At 59.2% G+C, this 22662-nt stretch carries 19 protein-coding genes, 2 tRNA genes and 1 pseudogene; 15 read left to right on the top strand and 7 right to left on the bottom strand.

All coding sequences use genetic code 11. From position 1 onward, the window contains the following. Window positions 1-507 precede the first annotated feature (507 nt). From wecB (RSW2DRAFT_RS01460) to RSW2DRAFT_RS01420, 11 genes are all read left to right on the top strand, one after another. The gene (gene wecB / locus RSW2DRAFT_RS01460) at window positions 508-1647 is read left to right on the top strand and encodes a non-hydrolyzing UDP-N-acetylglucosamine 2-epimerase (RefSeq protein ID WP_008027305.1); all 1140 of its coding nucleotides are present in this window, start codon (window positions 508-510) and stop codon (window positions 1645-1647) included. Between the two features lie 19 nt (window positions 1648-1666). Further along, window positions 1667-2947 carry a UDP-N-acetyl-D-mannosamine dehydrogenase gene (wecC, locus tag RSW2DRAFT_RS01455; RefSeq protein ID WP_040671379.1) on the top strand — a complete coding sequence of 427 codons (1281 nt, stop codon included), beginning with the start codon at window positions 1667-1669 and terminating at the stop codon, window positions 2945-2947. 6 nt (window positions 2948-2953) lie between these two features. Continuing rightward, window positions 2954-4303 (top strand): hypothetical protein, encoded by a 1350-nt coding sequence (locus tag RSW2DRAFT_RS17730; RefSeq protein ID WP_008027302.1) that lies wholly within the window; start codon window positions 2954-2956, stop codon window positions 4301-4303. After that, on the top strand, window positions 4300-4824 hold the full coding sequence (locus tag RSW2DRAFT_RS17725; RefSeq protein WP_156790591.1) for an acyltransferase: 525 nt from the start codon (window positions 4300-4302) through the stop codon (window positions 4822-4824). Before RSW2DRAFT_RS17730 ends, RSW2DRAFT_RS17725 begins: the two co-directional genes overlap by 4 nt. Before the next feature lie 55 nt (window positions 4825-4879). Next, entirely contained in the window at window positions 4880-6016 is a 1137-nt protein-coding gene (locus tag RSW2DRAFT_RS17720; protein ID WP_156790590.1) for a hypothetical protein, read from the top strand. Further along, entirely contained in the window at window positions 6006-7145 is a 1140-nt protein-coding gene (locus RSW2DRAFT_RS17715; protein WP_008027296.1) for a glycosyltransferase family protein, read from the top strand. The genes RSW2DRAFT_RS17720 and RSW2DRAFT_RS17715 overlap by 11 nt, the downstream gene beginning before the upstream one ends. 65 nt (window positions 7146-7210) lie before the next feature. Further along, a complete protein-coding gene (locus RSW2DRAFT_RS01440) occupies window positions 7211-8245 on the top strand; it encodes an SDR family NAD(P)-dependent oxidoreductase (RefSeq protein WP_008027295.1) in 1035 nt (344 codons plus the stop codon). Continuing rightward, the gene (locus RSW2DRAFT_RS01435; RefSeq protein WP_008027294.1) at window positions 8242-9366 is read left to right on the top strand and encodes a polysaccharide biosynthesis C-terminal domain-containing protein; all 1125 of its coding nucleotides are present in this window, start codon (window positions 8242-8244) and stop codon (window positions 9364-9366) included. Before RSW2DRAFT_RS01440 ends, RSW2DRAFT_RS01435 begins: the two co-directional genes overlap by 4 nt. Before the next feature lie 3 nt (window positions 9367-9369). Then, window positions 9370-10524 (top strand): non-hydrolyzing UDP-N-acetylglucosamine 2-epimerase, encoded by a 1155-nt coding sequence (wecB, locus tag RSW2DRAFT_RS01430; protein WP_008027292.1) that lies wholly within the window; start codon window positions 9370-9372, stop codon window positions 10522-10524. After that, a complete protein-coding gene (locus RSW2DRAFT_RS01425) occupies window positions 10521-11783 on the top strand; it encodes a glycosyltransferase family 4 protein (RefSeq protein ID WP_008027290.1) in 1263 nt (420 codons plus the stop codon). The genes wecB (RSW2DRAFT_RS01430) and RSW2DRAFT_RS01425 overlap by 4 nt, the downstream gene beginning before the upstream one ends. Window positions 11784-12260: 477 nt before the next feature. Next, window positions 12261-13280 (top strand): LacI family DNA-binding transcriptional regulator, encoded by a 1020-nt coding sequence (locus tag RSW2DRAFT_RS01420; RefSeq protein WP_008027288.1) that lies wholly within the window; start codon window positions 12261-12263, stop codon window positions 13278-13280. A gap of 4 nt (window positions 13281-13284) precedes the next feature. On the opposite strand, the gene efp is transcribed toward RSW2DRAFT_RS01420, so the two are convergent. Then, a complete protein-coding gene (efp, locus tag RSW2DRAFT_RS01415) occupies window positions 13285-13851 on the bottom strand; it encodes an elongation factor P (RefSeq protein WP_040671376.1) in 567 nt (188 codons plus the stop codon). 105 nt (window positions 13852-13956) lie between these two features. Here efp and epmA point away from each other — a divergent pair, with 105 nt between their 5' ends. Then, on the top strand, window positions 13957-15006 hold the full coding sequence (gene epmA / locus RSW2DRAFT_RS01410) for an EF-P lysine aminoacylase EpmA (RefSeq protein ID WP_008027285.1): 1050 nt from the start codon (window positions 13957-13959) through the stop codon (window positions 15004-15006). Window positions 15007-15083: 77 nt separating this feature from the next. Here the strand turns inward: epmA and RSW2DRAFT_RS01405 are convergent, their stop codons facing one another. The 3 genes from RSW2DRAFT_RS01405 to dapF are packed head-to-tail and all read right to left on the bottom strand — an operon-like array spanning window position 15084 to window position 17617. Next, window positions 15084-15470, bottom strand: coding sequence for a DUF302 domain-containing protein (locus tag RSW2DRAFT_RS01405; protein WP_008027284.1), 387 nt, complete (start codon window positions 15468-15470; stop codon window positions 15084-15086). A gap of 60 nt (window positions 15471-15530) precedes the next feature. Beyond that, the gene (mtaB, locus tag RSW2DRAFT_RS01400; protein ID WP_008027283.1) at window positions 15531-16781 is read right to left on the bottom strand and encodes a tRNA (N(6)-L-threonylcarbamoyladenosine(37)-C(2))-methylthiotransferase MtaB; all 1251 of its coding nucleotides are present in this window, start codon (window positions 16779-16781) and stop codon (window positions 15531-15533) included. Beyond that, the gene (gene dapF, locus RSW2DRAFT_RS01395) at window positions 16778-17617 is read right to left on the bottom strand and encodes a diaminopimelate epimerase (RefSeq protein WP_008027282.1); all 840 of its coding nucleotides are present in this window, start codon (window positions 17615-17617) and stop codon (window positions 16778-16780) included. The genes mtaB and dapF overlap by 4 nt, the downstream gene beginning before the upstream one ends. A 91-nt stretch (window positions 17618-17708) precedes the next feature. On the opposite strand from dapF, the gene RSW2DRAFT_RS01390 reads away from it, so the two are divergent. Then, window positions 17709-17784, top strand: a tRNA-Lys gene (locus RSW2DRAFT_RS01390). Between the two features lie 94 nt (window positions 17785-17878). Continuing rightward, window positions 17879-17954: transfer RNA gene (locus tag RSW2DRAFT_RS01385), tRNA-Lys, on the top strand. A gap of 92 nt (window positions 17955-18046) precedes the next feature. Here RSW2DRAFT_RS01385 and RSW2DRAFT_RS01380 read toward each other — a convergent pair. The 3 genes and pseudogenes from RSW2DRAFT_RS01380 to RSW2DRAFT_RS01370 form a co-directional block, all read right to left on the bottom strand. Further along, window positions 18047-19069 (bottom strand): aspartate-semialdehyde dehydrogenase, encoded by a 1023-nt coding sequence (locus RSW2DRAFT_RS01380; protein WP_008027281.1) that lies wholly within the window; start codon window positions 19067-19069, stop codon window positions 18047-18049. A gap of 67 nt (window positions 19070-19136) precedes the next feature. Next, on the bottom strand, window positions 19137-20273 hold the full coding sequence (locus RSW2DRAFT_RS01375; RefSeq protein ID WP_008027280.1) for a capsular polysaccharide export protein, LipB/KpsS family: 1137 nt from the start codon (window positions 20271-20273) through the stop codon (window positions 19137-19139). A gap of 15 nt (window positions 20274-20288) precedes the next feature. After that, a pseudogene (locus tag RSW2DRAFT_RS01370) lies at window positions 20289-21480 on the bottom strand (MFS transporter). Window positions 21481-21612: 132 nt separating this feature from the next. Between RSW2DRAFT_RS01370 and RSW2DRAFT_RS01365 the strand changes: the two are divergent. Next, the gene (locus tag RSW2DRAFT_RS01365; protein WP_008027278.1) at window positions 21613-22662 is read left to right on the top strand and encodes a DUF4424 family protein; all 1050 of its coding nucleotides are present in this window, start codon (window positions 21613-21615) and stop codon (window positions 22660-22662) included.

Genomic DNA, 22662 nt, shown 5'->3' with positions numbered 1-22662 from the left:
TGGCGCTGCTCGTGGCCTTTCATATCCAAGGTGCCACCGTTCGTTGATGCGGGCGGAACGTCCACTTCGCCGCAAGGTCACTTGAGGATGTGGCGCTCGTGCGATATAGCCCTACAAATTGTATCGTCGTGACGATCCGAAGGGGCAGTTCAAAATGAGTACGATGGCAGGCACTCATGCTCCGACGCTGCGGGTCGCGTGTGGTTGGGAAACCTTGAGCAAGCGTCGGTCACGCCAGCGCTTGCGTAGCTTGACCATGCATTTCGATGCATGCGAGCCGGGTCAGGCCACGGGGATCACTCGGTCATCCCTGGCCGCGGTGACGTTGCCACGCGCGGCAACAACGCGTCGCTGGACCGACCGCTACTCGAATGGCCAATGTTTCCAGTTGAATCCCGATCTATCAAGACAAAACCGCGTCGCCCCAAACAGCCATTCGCCGGCCCCACTTTTCAAGAGCCGCATCGTGGCGGTGTCTTGGCAGAAAGTCCTCGGGAAAGGACGTGCATGATTGAAAGGTTTCGTGTTCTGTCGGTGTTTGGAACTCGCCCCGAAGCGATAAAGATGGCGCCAGTAGTCAATGCACTTTCTGAAGCCGGTGATATAGATTCAAGGGTTTGCGTCACGGCGCAGCATCGTGAAATGCTGGATCAGGTTCTTACACTGTTCTCGATCCATCCGGACTTCGATCTGAACCTGATGAAGCCACATCAGGACCTGAATGATATTACATCAGGCGTATTGGCTGGATTGAAGCCGGTTCTGGCTGATTTCCGACCGCATTTGATGCTCGTCCACGGCGATACCACGACAACATTATCCGCCTCTCTGGCGGCTTATTACCAAAAGATACCCGTCGGTCATGTCGAGGCTGGCTTGCGTACGGGAAATATCTACTCTCCCTGGCCTGAAGAGGTAAATCGCAAGGTCACAAGCGCAATAGCTGAATTGCATTTTGCCCCCACTTCGCGCGCCAAAAGCAATCTTATCGCCGAGGCCGTGCCGGAGAGTAAAATATTTGTAACCGGAAATTCCGTAATTGATGCACTTATGGATGTGAGTAGTCGGTTGAAAACCGACGACGCTACGATGTCAAGGTTTCAGGATCTGTTCAAACTGCACCCGTCCAAGAAAATTATCCTCGTTACGGGGCACCGTCGCGAAAGTTTCGGAGGCGGATTTGATCGGATTTGCGAAGCGCTTCAGCAAATTTCACGCCGTGATGATGTCGAGATCGTGTTTCCTGTCCATTTAAATCCCAATGTTAGAGGGCCAATTGAAGATAAGCTAAGTAAAATTTCTAATATAAGACTCGTTCCGCCACAAGACTACCTACCCTTTGTATATCTTATGTTGCGAGCCAACATCGTTTTGACTGATTCCGGGGGGGTTCAGGAAGAAGCTCCGTCGCTTGGAAAACCGGTGCTCGTGATGCGCGAAACCACCGAACGTCCTGAAGCCGTTTCAGCAGGCACCGTTCGTCTTGTTGGAACAGATACAAAGTGCATTGTGGCGGAGGTCAATCGCCTTCTGGATGATGATTCCGCTTATCGAGCGATGAGTATCGCTCATAACCCATACGGTGATGGCAAGGCCGCCGCGCGGATCGTTCATGCGATCCGCCTCTGGTTACAGGATAACAGGTGAAACCTTGACGAAAAGAACGATGCAGCACACAACATTCAATACCATCTCCGTAATTGGTCTGGGATATATCGGCCTGCCCACAGCAGCGATGTTCGCATCGCGCAGAATCCGTGTCGTCGGCGTGGATGTAAACCCACACACTGTCAAAACGATCAACCTGGGACGTATCCATATTGTCGAGCCCGACCTGGATGTTGCAGTTCACGCCGCTGTTCAGCAAGGATTCCTGCGGGCAACCACAAAACCTGAGCGCGCGGAAGCATTCCTTATAGCCGTTCCCACCCCGTTCAAGGGCGCAAATTTCGACCCTGATCTGAATTATGTCGAAGCGGCAGCGAGATCAATTGCGCCAGTATTAGAAAAAGGGAACTTAGTTATTCTTGAATCCACCTCGCCCGTCGGCGCAACCGAGTTGATGGCGGAATGGCTTGCAGAAGAACGACCCGATCTGACCTTCCCTCAAACGCATGGGGAATCTTCTGACATTCGTATAGCACATTGCCCCGAGCGTGTTTTGCCTGGCAAGGTCATGCACGAACTTATCTCAAATGATCGTGTAATTGGCGGAATGACTCGATCTTGTTCAGAATTGGCCGCATCACTTTACAGGGTTTTTGTTGAAGGTGAATGTGCAATTTGCTCGTCGCCACGTTTGGCGGAGATGGCAAAACTTACGGAAAATAGTTTCCGTGATGTGAACATCGCTTTCGCAAATGAACTGTCCGTGGTGTGCGATCGACTTGGAATCGACGTTTGGGAGCTCATTGGAGTGGCAAACCGGCATCCAAGAGTAAATGTGCTGCAACCCGGTCCAGGAGTTGGTGGGCATTGTATCGCAGTTGATCCATGGTTTATCGTCCATTCCGCTCCAGAGGAAGCAAAACTCATACGATCAGCCAGAGAAGTGAATGACGCCAAGCCCGCTTGGGTAGTAAAAAAAATCCTAGATGGTATCAAAGAATATCGGTCGCTCAATCCTGAGGGCCCTCAAATGTTTATTACAGTGGCCTTTTACGGACTGACGTTTAAGCCGGACATCGATGATTTGAGAGAAAGCCCCGCGAAGCGAATTGTAGAAAGCATGCTTTCGCTCGCCGATAACCTGTGTGTTCTGGCAGTCGAACCGAATCTGAAATCATTGCCAGATAATCTTGCGGGAGCAAGATTGGTTTCAATGGACGAAGCGGAAAACGCTGATCTGAAGGTTCTTTTGGTCGCGCATTCGGTGTTTCGAACGAGACGTCCAAAATTTGGAATGGTCCTTGACTTCGCCGGTCTTTGGCAATCTCCAGTGGGTTAGCCTAGAATGAACTCATTGACCATACTAGTATTAAGTGTGACCGGAGTCCTGTCGGTATCAGTGGCGATTCGGCTTGTCATTATATATGGAACGATAGCAATTCCGCGTATACCACTGTTTTGGTTTTCGATTTACTTTTTCCTAATTCACGCAATTACGCCTCTTGTAAAAATTTCGATTCCGAAATTCCGGTATGATCAATCCTATGATGGCGTTGTGCTATTTTACAACGCGTTTCTTAATTTATTTATATTTCTATTCGTTTGCCTTATCGCGCACCCGAGCCGTCACTTTAAAAAGCCGGTTCTTGACGTTCCGGAGTTTCGTCAAGGTTCTAACGCTGCAATCTTTGCTGGATTGGCGATGTTCGTTCTCGGAGCTTATTATGCTGCGAAATCTGGTTCATCCCTCACAAACTCTGTTGGCGTTGAAGAGTTTGTTACCGACCGAATCTATTACTCGAACCAAATCGGCATGTCGCAGCACCTCAGCAACTTGATGATATTTGGGTCTGCGACATTTCTAGCGGGTTGGCTTAACAAAAGACGATTCTGGGCCCTGATTGGAATTCCGATATCCTTAGTAATGCTGTACTCGATATTCGTTTACTATAGTCTAACGTCTTCACGTAATTCGATTCTGATTACCCTTGTTTTCAACGGATCAGTATACTTTCTCTACCGGAAAGTGAGGATTGATAGTTCTCTTCGTGGTGTGAGAAATATCGTCTTGATGATGTGTATCGGTTTGAGCGCCATAGCACTGGGGCGAGGCTTGACCAAGGAGCGTTACATGAACTTGGGCGGCGATCATGCCGAAGTTCAATTGGCAAGTTTATGGTACTCCTTTTTGGATGGAAGCTTTGGAAATGATGAAAACCTGTTATGGCTGTTAGAGCATGGGCATCCATATTATCTTGGCAGCACATATTACGCTGGATTTGTAAGTATTATTCCGAGATCAATTTGGGAAAATAAACCTTGGGGAGCTGGCCCAGAAATTAAAAATTTGATTGCACCCGGAACCTACGTTCTTGGCGGGGCCCAAAATACATCGATAACGACAGGAATGCTTACAGAGGGCCGCATGAACTGGGGTTTCCCAGGGATGATCATGGCAGTACTTTTTTGGGTGTCGTTAACGCGATATCTAGCAAATTTAGCGCAATCGTCTAAAAACATTCTTAGCGATTGCATCTTTACAATGTTAAGCGTTTACATGAGCACGGCATTTCTATACGCTGAGTTTCTTGGTTTAGTTTCTCGAGCGATTTTTTTGTTTCTTTTGCCTGCATTTTTTATCATTGCCATTTCACTTGTGATTCGGGGAAATAGAAAGGAGGCCATTCTGCGATGAACATTTGGATTTTTATATACAAGTTGACGCGCGACAATGGAATACTTGGAATTGGGCCTCTAAGGCGAATTCGCAATACAGTTTTCAATCGCATGCTGCGGACTAATGCAATTAATGTTGATTCTTTTGTTCGTATTCAGCCTTTGCACCTTAATCCTCATGCAACTGTGGACATTTCCGCAGGTTTACACGTCGGTCGTGGCTCGCTAATCGATACTTCGGGGGGATTGAATTTTGGTGAGCGTGTGACAATTTCAGAGAATGTACTGATTTTCACGCATGAGCATCCAATTGACAATGTCCCTGTAAGCTGGCGGGATGAGCAGGTTACGTTTTCTCGTCTTGTGATCGGCTCAGATGCCTGGATTGGATCGGGAGCTAAAATTCTGGCGTCAGTAAATCAGATCGGTGTTGGGGCAATCATAGCGGCGGGTGCCATAGTGACGAATGATGTACCTGACTACGCAATTGTTGCAGGTGTGCCAGCCCGGATAGTGAGGCTGCGTCGAATAGTTGGATAGGCGCTCGATCATATTGTCTTTTTCGGTCTACGCGATAGGGACGGCATCGCTAGTGATGGCGGATATTCTAGCAACAACCTCTTTCAGCGTTGATCAGGTCGCACGTTGGGCGACGACGAGATCATTTATCGGCATTTTTTCTGTTCTGTGCTTGATGGGCCTTGATCAATCCGCAATTCGCTTTCGTCAATATTCCAAGAGAATTCTTGTAATGGCGCTGGTTCAAATCCCTATCCTGTCGAGTATTTTTTCTATTGGATACGATAGCTTTGCGGAGCATTCAGATGCGCGCTGGATGGCATTCGTTGGTGTATCGGCAAGTCTGACAATGATGGCGACTCAATACTTTCGGTCTAATCTTTTCCGAGTTTTAGCGCAGTTGTCAGACCAAGTCTGGAAGCTTTGCGCATTTTTAATTTTTGCTTCTGTTTGCACGTTTAATTTACCGATTGACGCAATTTCCACAACAATGATTGCAATGTTTTCGGTATCAGCGTTGTCGGTTGCCGTCGCATTGTCTTTTCCCATTCAACAGGTTCAGTCGGAAGAGGATTTTTCAGTTAGGAAGGTATATCGTGTAGGTCTACGGTTTTACGCTTCGTCGCTTCTTCTTGCGTTTTCGCAGTATCTGGAAATAGTTTTGGTAAACACATTCAGTGACGTTCACGCTGTTGCAACTTATTTTTCGCATTTGACTTTTTTTGTGCTTCCAATTTCAGCAGTGGGTGGCTTCCTTGGGTTCCTAGCAGGGCCGTGGGTGCGAGACAATCGGCTGAAGTTTTTATTTCAACTCAGTGAGTATTGGTTGCATGCCGTTGGTGTTTCCTTGGTTTGCGTCTTTCTGGCATTTAATTTTGGTTACTTTGCTTGGCAATTTTTCGACATGGGCGCGACGGATTTATCTTTAGTCCTTGCTTTCACTTTTGGAAGTTTGGCTCGCCTTCTCTATACGCTTCCCAGTGCTTTTGTGGGCAATTTCGGATCCATTCGGCAGCATGATGCTTTTATCTTGGGCCAATTGTTGTGTTTGGGATTGGCCGCCGCACTCTATCTTTTCCTGACTTTCGGTTTCGGCATGGAGGCGCAGTACGGTGCTGCATGGGGTGCTGCTTTGAATTTGACACTGAGGACGGCGTTCGGATACTTAATGATTCATTGGATTTCCCGTTTCAGAGGATCAGATGCCCAGTAGGATCACCATTGTCGCGCCGCTTCCGGCGCCGCGTCGCCGTCAACGCTTGGCAAAACTCGTACGGGGTTTTCAAAAATCCGGCTTCGGTGTTGATTTTATGGGTTGGGACAGAATTAAGGGAGAAGCGGCGCAATGGCGGTGGCAAGGAGTTCCGATACGGGAGAAAATAATCCTGACCGGCGGTGGCCACAATTCTAAGAGCGCGAGAGCGATGTATCCGCTTTGGATCATCGTTGTGTTCTTCCGTGTTCTTGCTCTTGGCCGCGGACAAACACTTTATTGTCTTGGGTGGGAGTCCGCTTTTCCGGCATGTCTTGCGGCGAAACTGACGCGGTCAAAGGTCATCTTTGACGATGCGGATCGGTTTTCGATGGTTTTGGGTTTGAGCGGATTTCTGAATCGAGTTCTGAAATCGTTAGAACTCTACACATCGCGCAAGGTTGACCTGCACATTGTTCCTGGGTTCTCCAGATATGAATGGAGAAATGAGAACATGTTTGAACTAAAAAACAGTCCCAGTCGTGCAGATTTGGATGAGGGTTTTGCACTTGCCGGAAAGCGCGTTTCTGCCGACATTGTGCTTTACGTCAATGGTTGGCTTGTTGAAACTCGGGGTGCACTGGTTCTTCTTGCTTTGCTTCAGGAGTTGCGGAGGAACGGTGTCAAGGCCTGCATGCATGTCGCCGGCTTTCTTCCGGATAAATTGCTTCAGTGTTACCTAAGTGATCCGGACGTTATTTACCATGGTGAATTGCCGCAGGCAAAGGCCCTTTCGCTGTACCTTGAAAGTGACATCGCTTTGACATTTTACGATCCGGCTGTCCCGATCAACCGGATGGCAGAATCGAATAAATGGGGCGACTGTGTTTTTTATCGGAAGCCTTTTGTTGTGAATTCCGAAGTTGAAACGGCAGACCGGTTCGTAAAGGCAGGAGCCGCTTGGTCGGTCCCGTATGGAGATGTCGGGGCTTTGACCGATCTTGTGGTGCGCCTGGTGCGTGAGCCCGAATTGATCGCCAATGCGCAAGAAAATCTTGCGTCCTTTGACGATCAGTTTCCGGTTTTTGATGTGCAGGTTGATCGTCTGTGTGAACGGATTGCGGAAATAGGGCGCCAGACCAGAGCGTGAGCGATTGCCGAACGTCATGAATTGAATTTTCTGCGTGGTTTGGAAAAAAAGGGGGCTCTGGCGGGATGATGGATATGGAATCGGTGCTAATTACCGGAGGAACCGGTTCCTTCGGAAAGACGATGCTGCGTGATTTGTTGGCGACGCAAGTGACCGAAGTTCGAGTTTTAAGCCGGGATGAGGAAAAACAGGATGCGCTGCGCAACGAGCTTCGGGATCCGCGGGTAAAATTCTTTATCGGAGATATACGGGATCGCGACAGTGTGGACCGTGCCGTCGATGGCGTTGATTGTGTGTTTCATGCCGCGGCCTTGAAACAGGTTCCCTCGTGCGAATTCTTCCCAATGGAGGCATTGCGAACCAATGTGATCGGGTCCGAAAATGTGCTGCGTGCGTCGGTGGCTGCCGGTGTGCGAAGTGTGGTTTGCCTTTCGACTGACAAGGCGGTTTTCCCGATCAATGCGATGGGTATTTCCAAGGCGATGATGGAGAAAGTTGCGCTGTCAATGGCGCGCAGCTTAAGTCCGGACGCTAGGACCACGATCTCGATGGTTCGTTATGGCAACGTGATGTATTCACGCGGCTCGGCTATCCCGCTGTTCATCCGACAGATCAAAAGCGGCAGGCCTGTGACGATCACAGAACCTGCCATGACGCGGTTTCTGATGCCGCTGCGGGATTCCGTGGCTTTGGTTCATCATGCCTTCAATCACGCCCGCCAGGGTGATCTTTTCATTCGCAAGGCGCCGGCTTCGACGATTGCTGATTTGGTGGTCGCGTTGAAAGAGTTGATGGGCGTTCCAGAATATCCGGTAGAAGTCATCGGCTGGCGTCACGCCGAAAAGTTGTATGAAACTCTGGCCAGTGCTCAGGAATTGGCGCAAAGTGAGGACATGGGCGATTATTACCGAATTCGCATGGATGAGCGGGACTTGAACTATAAGGCTTATTTCACCGAGGGTGACCGCGCGGCTGCCCGGCACGAAGATTATCATTCGCACAATACCCTCCGGCTTGACGTCTCGGCCATCAAGGAGTTGCTGATGTCGTTGCCAGAAGTACGCGTGGAAGTCGAATCCTGGGGCCAGAAAGCCCAATGAAGATCGTCATTACCGGAGCCGCAGGGTTGATCGGCTGGCACGCGGCCGTGCGGCTGCATGCCCGCAATTGCGCGGCGCGGTTCAAGGGCGAGACGCAGCCCTTTGATCTGGTTGCGCTTGATCATGCGGGGCTGGACGATCCGCATCAGCGCCGGGACGCGCTGCGCGGTGCGGATGCGGTGTTGCATTTTGCCGGTGTCAACCGCGCCTCGGATGCCGATGTCGAAAGTGGAAACCCGGCGATTGCCGACACGCTTTTGCGTGCTTGCCAGGATGTGGATGCCAGTCCGCATATCGTCTATGCGAACTCGACCCATGCGACGCTGGACACCCCCTATGGGCGATCGAAAAGGCGGGCGCACGAGATTCTGGCGCAGACGAAAGGTCGATATACCAATCTGATCTTGCCGCACATTTTCGGTGAGTGTGCCAGGCCGCACTACAACAATGTGACGGCGACCTTCATTGATGCAGTCATCGCGGGTCAGCGACCGCAGGTGAACCCCGATGGTCGGGTGGCGTTGCTGCATGCGGGTGCTGCGGCGGAAGCCGCCATTGCCGCCGTTCTCAATGGCACGACCGGCGAGCTGTGCCCGGTGCCGCACCCGACCGGCGTGCCGGACCTGCTGGATATGCTGAGCGGGTTTCACCGCGACTACCGCGCCAACATCTTTCCCGATCTGGGCGATCCCTTTGATCTGGCATTGTTCAACAGCTATCGCGCCGCACTTTACCCGTCGGGTTTTCCGCGGCCGCTCAGCCTCAACACCGATCCGCGCGGCACGCTGTTCGAGGCGGTGAAGGGTGGTGGCGGTGGCCAGACCTTCCTCAGCTGGACCAAACCGGGCGTGACCCGCGGCGACCACTTCCACCTGAACAAGGTCGAACGTTTTCTGGTGCTGGAGGGCGAAGCGGTCATTCGCATCCGCCGCGTGCTGCACGCTCCGGTCTGGGAATACCGGGTCAGCGGCGATACGCCCGCCCCGGTGGACATGCCAACGCTGCACACCCACAATATCACCAATGTCGGTGACAAGCCGCTGCTGACCCTGTTCTGGACGCATGATCTGTTCGATCCGGCCGCACCCGACACCTATGCCGACCCCGTAGTGAAAGTCTGATCCATGACCCGATTGAATGTGATGACCATCCTTGGCACCCGCCCCGAGATCATCCGGCTATCGCGGGTGATGGCGCGACTGGATGATTTCACCGATCATTGCATCGTCCATACCGGGCAGAACTGGGACCACGAGCTGAACGAGGTGTTTTTCCAGGACCTCGGCGTGCGCCGCCCCGACCATTTTCTTGGCACCGGCGGTGGCAGCCTGGGCGAGACCATGGGCAAGATTCTGATCGAAAGCGAAAAGGTGATCCGGGATCGCCGCCCCGATGCCGTTCTGGTGCTGGGCGACACCAATTCCGCCATCGCCGCCATCATTGCCCGGCGGATGAAGGTGCCGGTCTATCACATGGAAGCCGGCAACCGCTCGTTCGACCGCAACGTGCCCGAGGAGACCAATCGCAAGATCGTCGATCACATTGCCGATTTCAATCTGGTCTACACCGAACATGCCCGCCGGCATCTGCTGTCCGAAGGCATCCAGCACCGCCGCATCTACCTGACCGGCTCGCCGATGCGCGAGGTGCTGGAGCATTACCGTAGCCGCATTGACGCCTCGGACGTGTTGCAGCGGTTGGGCCTGCGGGCGCGCGGCTATTTCATCGTCTCGCTGCACCGCGAGGAAAACGTTGACAGCAGCGACCGGCTTGCCGCCCTGCAAGCCACGCTGAACGCGCTGGCGGTGCGCCATGACATGCCGGTGATCGTTTCCACCCACCCGCGCACCCGCAAACGTCTGGAGGCGCTGGGGAACCAAAGTCTGGATCCGCGGGTGCAATACCTCAAGCCCTTCGGCTTTCACGATTACAACCACCTGCAGATGCAGGCTTTTTGTGCCATTTCCGACAGCGGCACCATTGCCGAAGAAGCCTCGATTCTGGGGTTTCCCGCCATCACGCCGCGCGACGCCATCGAGCGGCCCGAGGGCCTGGACGTCGGCTGCATCCTGATGACCGGGCTGGACCGCGACACCATGTTGAATGGCGTCGATGCCGTGACCCGGATGTTTGCTGATCGTGTTGCCGCAGGCCTGCCGCAGCCGGTGCCGGCGGATTACTGCATCACCAACACCTCGGAACGGGTGGTCAGCCTGATTCTCGGCACTGCAAAATTGTCGAATACCTGGGACGGTATTCGCACCAACGACCTGACATGATCGCGTCCGCCCGATCCGCAGGCCCGGATCCGGCATCCGGGAACCCCTGTCGCATCATCTATCTCAGTCAGTTGTTCGACCCCGAGCCGACGTTCAAGGGGCTTGGCTTCATCAAGGCCTTGCGCGACCGCGGCATTGAAGCCGAGGTGGTGACCGGCTTTCCCAACTATCCGGGCGGCAAGGTCTATCCGGGGCATCGCATCCGGCCGCTGCTGCGACAACGGATGGACGGCGTCGAGGTGACGCGGCTGGCGATGTATCCCTCGCACGACCAAAGCGCTGTCCGGCGTATTCTGTGCTACCTCAGCTTTTTCTTCACGTCCTTGGCCTATCTGCTGTTCCGCGCCCGTCGCGCCGACCTGATTTACGTCTATTACCCCTCGCTGACCGCCGGATTGGCCGCCGTTGCCGCCAAACTGTTCCGCCGCACACCGATTGTCCTTGATATTCAGGACATGTGGCCGGATTCGCTGGGGGCGTCGGGCATGATGAAAAACCCGGCCCTGCTGGCCGTGGTGAACTTTTTCTGCGGGGTGCTGTATCGCGGTTGCGACCACATCATCGTGCTGTCCCCGGGTTTTCGCAGCCTGCTGATCCAGCGTGGCGTGCCTGCGGAAAAGGTTTCCGTCATCTACAACTGGGCTGAAGAAACCGCTTTGCCGACAACCGCCGCACTGCCTGCGGGGTATCACGCCGACGATGGCCTGCGGCTGCTGTTTGCCGGCAACATGGGGGCGGCGCAGGGTCTGGAGGCGGTTCTGCAGGCCGCCGCCCTGGTGCAGAAATCGCGGTCAGACGTGACCTTCCTGTTCATGGGCGGCGGCACCGAGCGCCCGGTCCTTGAAGACCTGGCGGGCCGGTTGGGCCTGACCAACACGCGATTCCTGCCGCGGGTGCCGCTTGCCGAAGTGCAGGCCTTTCTGGCCGCCGCCGACTGCCTGCTGGTCCACCTCAAGGACGAGCCGCTGTTCCGGATCACCATCCCCTCCAAGACACAGGCCTATCTCTATGCCGGGCGACCGATTCTGATGGCTGTCCGCGGCGATGCCGCCGATCTGGTGCTGCGGGCTGCAGCGGGTTTGACGGCCACCCCCGAAGACCCCGCCGATCTTGCCGCCAAAGTGCTTGAACTTGCCGCGATGAACGCCGACGAGCGCGCGGCGATGGGCGCGCGCGGCCGGAGTTTCTACCACGACCAGCTTTCCGCCAGAATCGGCATCGACGCCATTGCCGCCATGATTCGCCGGTTCCGCCGCTGATCCGCAACCGCCAGAACCCGAGGGCAGGAGATGGTGTCCGCGGCGGGATTTGAACCCACGGCCCCAGGATTCATACCACTTCGGCTTTCGCCGCCGCCCGCAGGGGGCGTTCGTGGTCTGGACTGTCCCTTCACCTTGTGCCCGAGGGCCGTCAGGCGCTGCCCGTCCAGTCTCTACACCTTCCCGGCGCACCGGGCTTGGCTCGGGATTGGCATGGCGCAATCGCGCCGAAGCGTTCCCCGACTTTGAGCAGATCCGTTGCACCGTTTCCTTGTGCAACGCCCAATTAAAATAGGAATCCTGTGCTCTATCCAGCTGAGCTACGCAGACCTCATCTCCTGCCTGTTGTCTAACCCGGTTCTTCGGGTTCGGCAACCGGGCAGGTGCGGGCTGCAAGGCAGAGGTGCGGCATCGGCCCTTGGCCATCGGCGCCAATACCGCTAACAAGGCGATATCCAGCCTGAAAGGTGTTGCCCCGTGTCCAAGCCCCCGGTTGCCGATCATCGCCACGCCCTGACCCTGCGCGACGTGTCCGAGGCTTCCGGTGTCAGCGAAATGACCGTCAGCCGGGTGTTGCGCAGCCGTGGCGACGTGTCCGATGCCACCCGCTCCAAGGTGCTGGAGGCCGCGCGCGCCCTGGGTTATGTGCCCAACAAGATTGCCGGCGCTTTGGCCAGCCAGCGGGTCAATCTGGTGGCGGTCATCATTCCCTCGCTGTCGAACATGGTGTTCCCCGAGGTGATGACCGGCATTTCCGAAGTGCTGGACCACACCGGGTTGCAGCCGGTGGTCGGTGTCACCAACTACGCGCCCGACCGCGAGGAAGCGGTGCTGTATGAAATGCTGTCCTGGCGCCCCTCGGGGGTGATCATCGCCGGGCTGGAACATACCGATGCCGCCCGCGCCATGATGCAGAATTCCGGCATCCCGATCGTCGAGATCATGGATGTCGATGGCACCCCGATAGATGCCGCCGTCGGCATCTCGCACCGCCGGGCCGGGCGGCAGATGGCCGAGGCGATCATCGCCGCGGGCTATCGCCGGATCGGCTTTCTGGGCACGATGATGCCCGACGACCACCGCGCCCGCAAACGGCTGGAGGGCTTCACCGCGGCGCTGGCTGCCGCCGGGCTTTCGGTGGCGGACCAAGAGTTCTATTCCGGCGGCTCGGCGCTTCTGAAGGGCCGCGAGATGACGCAGACCATTCTGAAGCGCACGCCAGACCTGGATTTCCTTTATTATTCCAACGACATGATCGGTGCGGGCGGCTTGCTGCACTGTCTGGAGGCGGGGATAGACGTGCCGGGCAAGCTTGGCATGGCTGGCTTCAACGGTGTCGATCTGCTGGACGGCCTGCCGATCCAGTTGGCCACGATGGACGCCTGCCGCCACGAGGTTGGCCGCATCGCCGCCGAGATCGTCGCCGGTCAGCGCGCCAGCGAAGTGGTGGAGCTGCTGCCGATCATGCAGCCCGGCGCCACCATCCGCAAAGCCTGACGCCCTAGCCTTTCGCGCGTTCGACGTAGGAATAATCTTCGGTGTTGATCACGATCTTGGTGCCCGCGCCGATATGCGGCGGCACCATCACCCGGATGCCATTGGAACAGATGGCGGGTTTGTAGGACGAGGACGCGGTTTGCCCCTTCACCACGGGTTCGGTTTCGGTGATTTCTACCGTCACCTTCTGCGGCAGTTCAATGGCAATCGCCGCCCCATCGAAGGTTTTCAGAAACACCTTGATGCCGTCCGACAGGAACACCTTCTGATCGCCCACCACATCGGGCGACACCGCCACCTGTTCGTAGGTCGTGGGTTCCATGAAGTGAAAGCCCTCGCCGTCTTCATACAGGAAATCATACTCGCGCTCGTCCACCGTGGCCTTTTCCACCATCTCGGTGGTGCGCCAGCGTTCCGCGACCTTCACCCCATCCGAGATCCGGCGCATGTCGACGCTGGTGGTCGGCGTGCCCTTGCCGGGGTGGAAATTCTCGGCGTTCAGAACGATGTAAAGCTTGCCGTCCAGTTCGACGACGTTGCCTTTGCGCAGCGATGAGGCGATGACTTTCACGAAAGCTTCCTTGTGGTTGGCGGCTCCGCGGCCTAAGCCAGACGGGTTTCGCCGCCGCATCTACCGCATCCCGCGCAAAATCTCCAGTCGAAAGCCGCAAGCCCGATGACCGATGCCAATTCGCCCTGGTGGACGCCCGAGCGCCACGCCGACCGCCGCCCCGTGCTGCTGGCGCGCAACCGGATTCAGGCGGCCCTGCGCGGCTGGCTGGCCGGTGAGGGCTTTACCGAGGTCGATCCGGTGGCCCTGCAAATCTCTCCCGGCAACGAGGCGCATCTGCATGGCTTCGCCACCACGGCCATCGGCAATGACGGTGCGCCGCGGCCGATGTATCTGCACACCTCGCCCGAGTTTGCGATGAAAAAGCTGCTGGCGGCGGGCGAGACGCGGATCGCCGCCTTCGCCCATGTCTGGCGCAACCGCGAGCGGGGGGCGCTGCACAGCCCCGAATTCACCATGCTGGAATGGTATCGCGCGGGCGAGGCTTACACGGTGCTGATGGACGATTGCACTGCCATGCTGCGGCTCGCCGCGCAGACTGCGGGCGTGACCCTGCTGCGCTACCGTGACCGCACCTGCGACCCGTTTCTGGCCCCGGAACGCCTGAGCGTTGCCGAAGCGTTTTTGCGCTACGCGGGCATCGACCTGCTGGCCACCGTTGCCGCCGATGGCAGCCCCGACGCCGATGCCCTGCGCGCGGCGCTGGTGGCCACTGGCCTGCGCGCCACCACAGACGACACCTGGTCCGACATGCTGTCGCGCGTGCTGGTGGCCAAGGTCGAGCCGCATCTGGGGCAGGGCCGCATCACCATCCTCGACCGCTATCCGATTGCCGAGGCGGCGCTGGCCCGCCCCACCGCCGACGACCCGCGCGAGGCGGAACGCTTCGAGCTTTACGCCTGCGGCGTTGAACTCGCCAACGGCTTTGGCGAGTTGACCAACCCCGCCGAACAGCGCCGCCGTTTCGGGCTGGAGATGGACGAAAAGCAGCGGGTCTACGGCCACCGCTACCCGCTGGACGAGGATTTTCTGGCCGCCCTCGCCCATATGCCGCCTGCCAGTGGCATTGCGATGGGCTTTGACCGGCTGGTGATGCTGGCCACCGCAGCCCCCCGCATCGACGATGTGATCTGGGTGCCGGTGGCCCAAGGCTAGACCGCCGCCGATGCCGCGAGCCAAGAGTTTTGCAAAACTCTTGCCAAAATCCTTCGAAGGATTTTGTCTTTCTGCGGTCAGATCGCCGCCACCACGCCCACCAGCAGGTCGCGCACCTCGCCCGCCACCGCGTGCAGCTTGGCGTTGTCGATGGCCTGCATCGAGGCGACCGGGTCGATGGCGCTGACCTCGACGCCGCCCTCCACCGCCCGCAGGATCACGTTGCAGGGCAGCATCGCCCCCACCCGCGGCTCGACGCCAATCGCGCCAAACGCCAGCTTCGGGTTGCAGGCGCCCAGGATGCGGTAAGCCGCCATGTCGGCGTCCAGCTTCTTCTTCATCGTCGCCTGCACGTCGATCTCGGTCAGCACGCCAAAGCCTTTGGCAGCCAGGGCAGCGCGGGTGCGGGCGTCCACTTCGTCGAAACTGGCGCCGGTGATCAGACGGTCGATGGTATAGCCCATGGCGATGCTCCTTTTGCGGTGTCGATCCAAGGTAGGCATTGCCGCCAGCGATTGCGAGGCTCAGGCGGTCAACTGCCCGCCCTGCACGCCAGAAATCACCACCGGCAAGATCCGCCCCTCGGGCTGGTCGGCAGCAAAGGCCACTTCGGTGAACTGGCCGGTGCGGCCCATGCGCGGGCTTTCGGTCAGCACCGCATGCGCCCGCCCGACCTGTGCCATCAGATGCCCCTGCAACGCCGCATCCCCCGCCGCCCGCAGCCGTGCCGCCCGTTCCTTGACCTCCGGCCCCCTCACCAGCGGCATCCGGGCGGCGGGCGTGCCCTTGCGGGCCGAGAACGGAAACACGTGCAGGAAGGTCAGGCCGCAATCGGCCACCAGGTCCAGCGAGCGTTGGAACATCGCTTCGGTCTCGGTCGGGAAACCGGCGATGATGTCGGCGCCGAACACCATGTCGGGGCGCAACCGGCGGGCCTCATTGCAGAACCGGATGGCGTCGTCGCGCAGATGCCGCCGCTTCATCCGCTTCAGGATCAGGTCATCGCCCGCTTGCAGCGACAGGTGCAGATGCGGCATCAGCCGTTGCTCGCCGGCGATGGCGTCCATCAGCGCGCCGTCCACCTCGATACTGTCGATCGACGAGATTCGCAGCCGCGGCAGATCGGGCACCAGCCGCAGGATGCGCAGCACCAGATCGCCCAGGGCGGGCGTGCCGGGCAGGTCGGCGCCCCAGGAGGTCAGGTCCACCCCGGTCAGCACCACTTCCTGAAACCCCTTGTCCACCAGCCGCTTGATCTGTTCGACCACCACCCCCGCAGGCACGGAACGCGAGTTGCCACGGCCGTAAGGGATGATGCAGAAGGTGCAGCGGTGGTCGCAGCCGTTCTGCACCTGAAAATAGGCCCGATGCCGCCCGAAGCCGTCGATCAGATGCCCCGCGGTTTCGCGCACCGACATGATGTCATCGACCTGCACCCGTTCGGTTATGCCGATCAGATCGGGCGCGAGCCCGGCCCAGGTGGAGGCTTGCATCTTTTCGGCATTGCCGACCACCCGCGTCACCTCGGGCATGGCGGCGAAAGTGGCGGGTTCGGTCTGCGCCGCACAGCCGGTGACGATGATCGCAGCGCCGGGGTTTTCGCGCGCCAGACGGCGAATCTCCTGCTTGGCCTTGCGCACCGCCTCGGCGGTCACCGCGCAGGTGTTCACCACCACAGCGCCCTGCACCCCGGCAGAAGCGGCCAGTTCCTTCATTGCCTCGGTCTCGTAGGCGTTCAGCCGACAGCCAAGGGTGGCAAAGATCGGCGCGCTCATCCGATGCTGGCCAGAAAGGCGGGCGGCAGCATGGCGTCGAATACATGCGCGGTGGGGCCGGTCATCCAGACGCCATCGCTGCGCCAGTCTATCTCCAGCGCGCCGCCGTCGAGGTCCAGCGTGACCTTGCGCCCGGTCAGACCGCGCCGGTGGGCCGCCACGGCGGTAGCACAGGCGCCCGAGCCGCAGGCCAGGGTGATGCCAGCCCCACGCTCCCACACCCGCATCCGCAGCCGGTCCGGCCCGGTCAGGGTGGCGAATTCCACATTGGTTTTCTGCGGAAACAGCGGATCGGTCTCGAACAGCGCGCCAAGATCGGCCACGTTCACCGTCTCGGCATTGCCGACGAAGAACACGCAATGCGGATTGCCCATGCCCACCGCCACCGGATCGCCGGAAATCGGCAGATGCAGCGTATCGGCGGGGCGGGCCAGCGGCACCTCGGCCCAGTCAAGCTGTGGTGCGCCCATGTTGACCGACACCAGCCCATCGGCCCGCCGCACTGCCTGCAAGTGCCCGCGGGTGGTGGTCAGCGTCACCGCCGCTTTGCCTGACCCGCGCATCACGAATTCGGCCACACAGCGGGTGGCATTGCCGCAAGCCCCGGCGCGGCTGCCGTCGCTGTTCCAGAAATCGAGGGCAAAATCCGCCTCGGCCGAATCCCTGATCTCGGCCAACTGGTCGAACCCCACGCCGCGATGCCGGTCGCCAAGCGCCCGCGCCAGCGCAGGCGTCGTCACCGCCCCGCGCCCGCGCGAATCGATCACCACGAAGTCGTTGCCCAGCCCATGCATCTTCATGAAAGCCAGACCAAGGGGGTTGGTCGCTGATGTCATACGCCTGCTATACTGCCGCAGGCGCGGATTATCCAGCCGCCGCCTTTGGCCTTGCAGTTCGCTGCGGGCAGCAGTAGTCAGCCCGCAGGAAGGGCCGTTAGCTCAGTTGGTAGAGCAGCTGACTCTTAATCAGCGTGTCGGCGGTTCGAACCCGCCACGGCTCACCATCCTTCCCCACCCCCTCAATTTCGGAAAAGCGGCGAAGATTTCCGTTTTCCGCTTGACCCGCCCCGGTTCTTTTCCTAACAGCGCCCCTGATGTGGGCCGGTAGCTCAGTTGGTAGAGCAACTGACTTTTAATCAGTAGGTCTCGGGTTCGGATCCCGACCGGCTCACCACTCAATCCCCTGAAATTTCGGCAGCTTGCACAAAGCAAAAGGCCCCGCCGCCTGGGCAGGGCCTTTGGGGAAGTTTAGCGGCGTGGCTTCAGTCAGCCCTTTTTCAGGCAGCGGTTGCCCAGCACTTCGGCGATCTGCACCGCGTTCAGCGCCGCGCCCTTGCGCAGGTTGTCGGACACGCACCACAGGTTGATGCCGTTGTCGATGGTGCTGTCTTGCCGGATGCGGCTGATGTAGGTCGCGTAATCGCCCACACATTCGACCGGGGTGATGTAGCCACCGGCTTCGCGCTTGTCGATCACCATGACCCCCGGTGCCTCGCGCAGGATATCGCGGGCCTCGTGTTCATCCAGAAACTCTTCGAACTCGATGTTGATCGATTCCGAATGGCCGACGAACACCGGCACCCGCACGCAGGTGGCAGTGACCTTGATCGACTTGTCGAGGATCTTCTTGGTTTCCGCGACCATCTTCCATTCTTCCTTGGTCGAGCCGTCGTCCAGGAACACGTCGATATGCGGGATAACGTTGAAGGCGATCTGCTTGGTGAACTTGGAAGGCGCCACTTCCTGACCCGGCACATAGATGCCCTTGGTCTGGTTCCACAACTCGTCAATGCCTTCCTTGCCGGCACCCGACACGGATTGATAGGTCGAAACCACCACGCGCTTGATGCGGGCGCGGTCGTGCAGCGGCTTCAGCGCCACCACCATCTGCGCGGTCGAACAGTTCGGGTTGGCGATGATGTTCTTGTTCTTGTAGTCGAAAATCGCGTCGGCGTTCACCTCGGGCACGATCAGCGGCACCGCCGGGTCGTAGCGATAGAGCGACGAGTTGTCGATCACCACGCAGCCCTGCGCCGCGGCGATCGGGGCGTATTTCTTGGTCGCCTCGGACCCGATGGCGAACAGCGCCATGTCCCAGCCGGTGAAGTCGAAGCCCTCGATATCCTTGGTCTTGACGGTCTTGTCGCCAAAGCTGATTTCAGTGCCGATGGATTTGCGCGACGCCAGCGCCGCAATCTCGTCCACCGGAAACTCGCGCTCGGCGAGGATGTTCAGCATTTCGCGGCCCACATTGCCCGTGGCACCCGCGACGACGACCCTATAGCCCATCGGGCACTCTCCTTCAGTGTCGGAATGACGCTGCCCCTTACCGCAAAGGCGGGCGGGGGAAAAGCGATTATGCGGGGCGTGCGGCGGTGGAGCGGGCCTGTGCGACTTTTTCGGCAAAGGCGGCAAGGTCGGCTTGCGGGCGCTGGCCTTGGGCAAAGGTAAAGCGCGGGTAGTAGACCTGATCGAGCCAGTTCATGAAACGGGCGCGGAAGGCTGCGTCGTAGGTCAGCGTATCCGCCCCGGCAAAGGCGGCGTTCAGCGCGGTCTGGTTTTCGGCGGGCGTCACCAGCCCCGGCAGGGCAAAGAACGCCCGGCCCAGCGCGACCACCGGCTTGTCATGGAAAAACGCCTGCAACCCCATCGAGGAGTTCAGCGTCACCACCCCCCGGCTGGCCGCCAGTTGCGCAAAACTGTCGGCGGCGTTGTCCAGCACTACCCGCCCGGTCGCCAGCAACGGCGCGAGTTGCGGGGCGAGGGATTGGCGGGCGCTGGGATGTTCTTTCAGCCGCAGGTGCCAGCCTTCGGGCAGGTGGGTGGCGGCCTGCGCCAGTGCCGCCAGAAACCCCGCCATGCCGCCGCACCAGCCGGCAAACAGCGTCACCTGACTGTCGTTCGGCACTTGCAGCGGGCAGAACAGGAAGGGCGTATCGGGCAGATCGGCGGTGCCTTGCCCCACATCACTGCGGCGCGAGGCGCGGGCGGTCAGGCCGCTGCCCATGGCCCGCCATTGGTCGCCATTGCGGGTAGGGTCGTCACCGGCCCATGTGTCATAAAACCCGGCATCCTGCGGCACCGCACTTTCAGCGTTGACGCCTGCGGGGTCCAGCGTGATGCGGCCCGGCAAGGGGGCAAGCTCGGCATGCAGCACCGCCGCCCCGGCATCCCGCGCCCCTGCCAGAAACGCCATGCGGGTGCCGGTCAAACCGTTCCAGGCGGCGGCGCAATGCTCGGGATGCCGGGCGAAATACCGCCGCGCCCAGTTGTATTGGCCGCGCAGAAGCTGGCGCTTCAACCAGCGGCCCAAGGCGCCCTTCGGCTGGCGCTTGGCGCGGGCCAGTGCCTTGGCAACCCTGTCCGTGGTTTCGGGAAAATCGCGGAACGACAGGAATACCACCGGCAACCGCCGTCCGCCACCACCGGCCAGCGCCAGGGCGGCAAACACCGCCTCTTTGCGGGCGTTCCATTCGGCGGGATAGACGATCATGCGGGGTCTCGGTTGTCAGTCGGTGCGGTCGGGGCTGAAGGCATAGATCAGGGTGCCTGCCAGCAAGGTCAGGGCGAAGAACAGGAAGATTGCCTCATAGGGCGCGGTGGGCGGCAGGCTGTTCACCAGCGCCGGGTTGGGGGTCAGCGCAGTATGGATGCGGCCGGTAGCCATCTGCGCCAGACCGATGCTGCCGATGCCGAACAGGTTCATCAGCGTCACGCCGCGGCCCAGCAGATGCGGCGGAAAGAACGCCCGGCCATGCGCCATGATCATCGGGAAGGTGGCACCAAAAAAAGCCCACGCCCGCCAGCAGCAGCATGGTGGTCCACCCCCCCGCGGCGGGCCAGAAAAACAGCCCCAGCAGACAGGCCAGCGCCAGAAGATTGCCGGTGAACACCACCCATTTGCGGCTGCCCAGCAACCGGTCCAACGGGCCATAGGCAAAGTTGCCCAAGACCATCGCCATGCCCATCGCCAGCGTCACCCGGCCAATGCCGATCGCATCGGCGCCGAACACGTCGGTGTAATACGGCCCGACCCACAGCCCGCGCAGGCCGGCGGCGGGCATGTAGTTCACCACCATCATCGGCAGGATCGCCCACATCGCCGGGATCTTCAGGATATCCAGCACCGATCCGCGCGGTCCCTCCGGCAGCGGCGCCGGGTCGCGCACCAAAGCCGCGATCACCCCGGCCAGTGCCAGCGTGATTGCCGCCAGCGCCAGCATCGTCTCGCGCCAGCCGAACGCCTCCACCGCCCAGGCCAGCGGCAACGACCCCGCGATGTTGCCAAGGCTGCCGATGCCCAGCGTCGCCCCCGCCAGCGTGCCGAACACTGCGGGCGAATAGCTGCGGGCAAAGATGTAGTAACTCGCCATCAGCACCGGCGAACAGCCGACCCCGATCAGCGCCATGGCGATCCGCACCGTCCCCGGCCCCTGCGCCAACCCGAACAGCGCCGCCCCGGCGCCGCCAACGGCAAACAGCACCGCCGTGGTGCGCCTTGGCCCCAGCCGGTCCAGCGCCCAGCCCACCGGTATCTGCATCACCGCGAACACCAGAAACCACAGCCCGGAGGCCGAGGCCAGATCATCCGCCGTTGCCCCCAGATCGGCCTTCAGCACCGGGCTAAGCACCGCAAGGCAGGCCCGGTAGAACTGACTGAGAACATAGGCCAGCACGAGGCAGGCAATTCCGACGCGCATGGGCACCCTTTCGATCGGCGGCCAGAATGTCAGGCGGGGCGCGGCTCTACAAGCCTTGCCTGCGGCCATGCACCGCTTGCCCCAACGCCGGTTTCGCCGCACAGTCACGCCAAAACCGCAAGGAGGGTTGCGATGATACGGACTACGGTTCTGGCCTGTCTGCTGTTTGCCCCGGCGATGGCGCTGGCCAACGACGGCTTTGGCGGGCTGTCGGCCACCGGCCTGACCTTCGGGCAGACCGATGCCGTGGCGATGGAGGAGGAAGACCTTTTCATCGGCATCGAGCATATTCGCGTCGCCTATGTATTCCGCAACACCACCGCCGCCGATGTCACCGGCGAAGTGATCTTTCCGCTGCCGCCGATCCCCTTGGCCGGAATGATGGAATCCTCGTGGAACCTGCCCGAGGACCGCGAGCGGGAAAATCTGGTGAACTTCACCGCCACCGTTGATGGCGCACCGGTGCCGGTGCAGATCGACCGCATCGCCGTCATCGAGCCGCCATGGGAGGAAGGCCGGCCGCTGAATGCGCAATACGACACCCCCGGCCGCGACGTGACCGCCGAACTGGCCGCCCTTGGCATACCGCTGACGGTGAACCCCGACACCGTGGTTGCCATGCTTCTGGCGATGACGCCCGATCAGCAGGCCAAGATCGCCGCCGCCGGGCTGGCCGAATATTTCCCCACCGATACCGGCTCGGTGGACTATGTCGCCCCGGCGTGGTCGGTGATCCTGCGCTATCACTGGACCCAGACCTTCCCGGCGGGGGCGGTGGTCAAGATCGTGCATGATTATGAAAACCGTCCCGCAGGCGGGTTGTTCGGCTGGGAAGACCCGCCGACTGCGGATTACATGCAGTATCAGGTCGATCGCTATTGCGTCGATGCCGGCACCTCGCGCGCCATGGCCAAGGCGCTGGCCTATACCGACGAAAGCGGCGAAACCTACTCGATGGGGATGGCCTGGAACATCGACTATGTGCTGCGCACCGCCAATTCCTGGGCCGGGCCGATCGGCAAGTTTCGCCTGACGCTGGACAAGGGTGCTGCGACCAACGTGGTGTCGCTGTGCGCTGATGGTATCCAGAAGACCGGGCCGACAACTTTCGTGATGGAAAAGACCAACTTCACCCCCGACCGCGATCTGGAAATTCTAGTGGCTGGGCCGTTGGAACGGTAG

This window comes from Rhodobacter ferrooxidans (assembly GCF_000176015.1).
In the GTDB taxonomy this organism is placed as follows: Bacteria; Pseudomonadota; Alphaproteobacteria; order Rhodobacterales; family Rhodobacteraceae; genus Pseudorhodobacter_B; species Pseudorhodobacter_B ferrooxidans.
The sequence above is the reverse complement of the archived record's forward strand: the minus strand, read 5'-3'. Positions and strand labels throughout refer to the sequence as shown.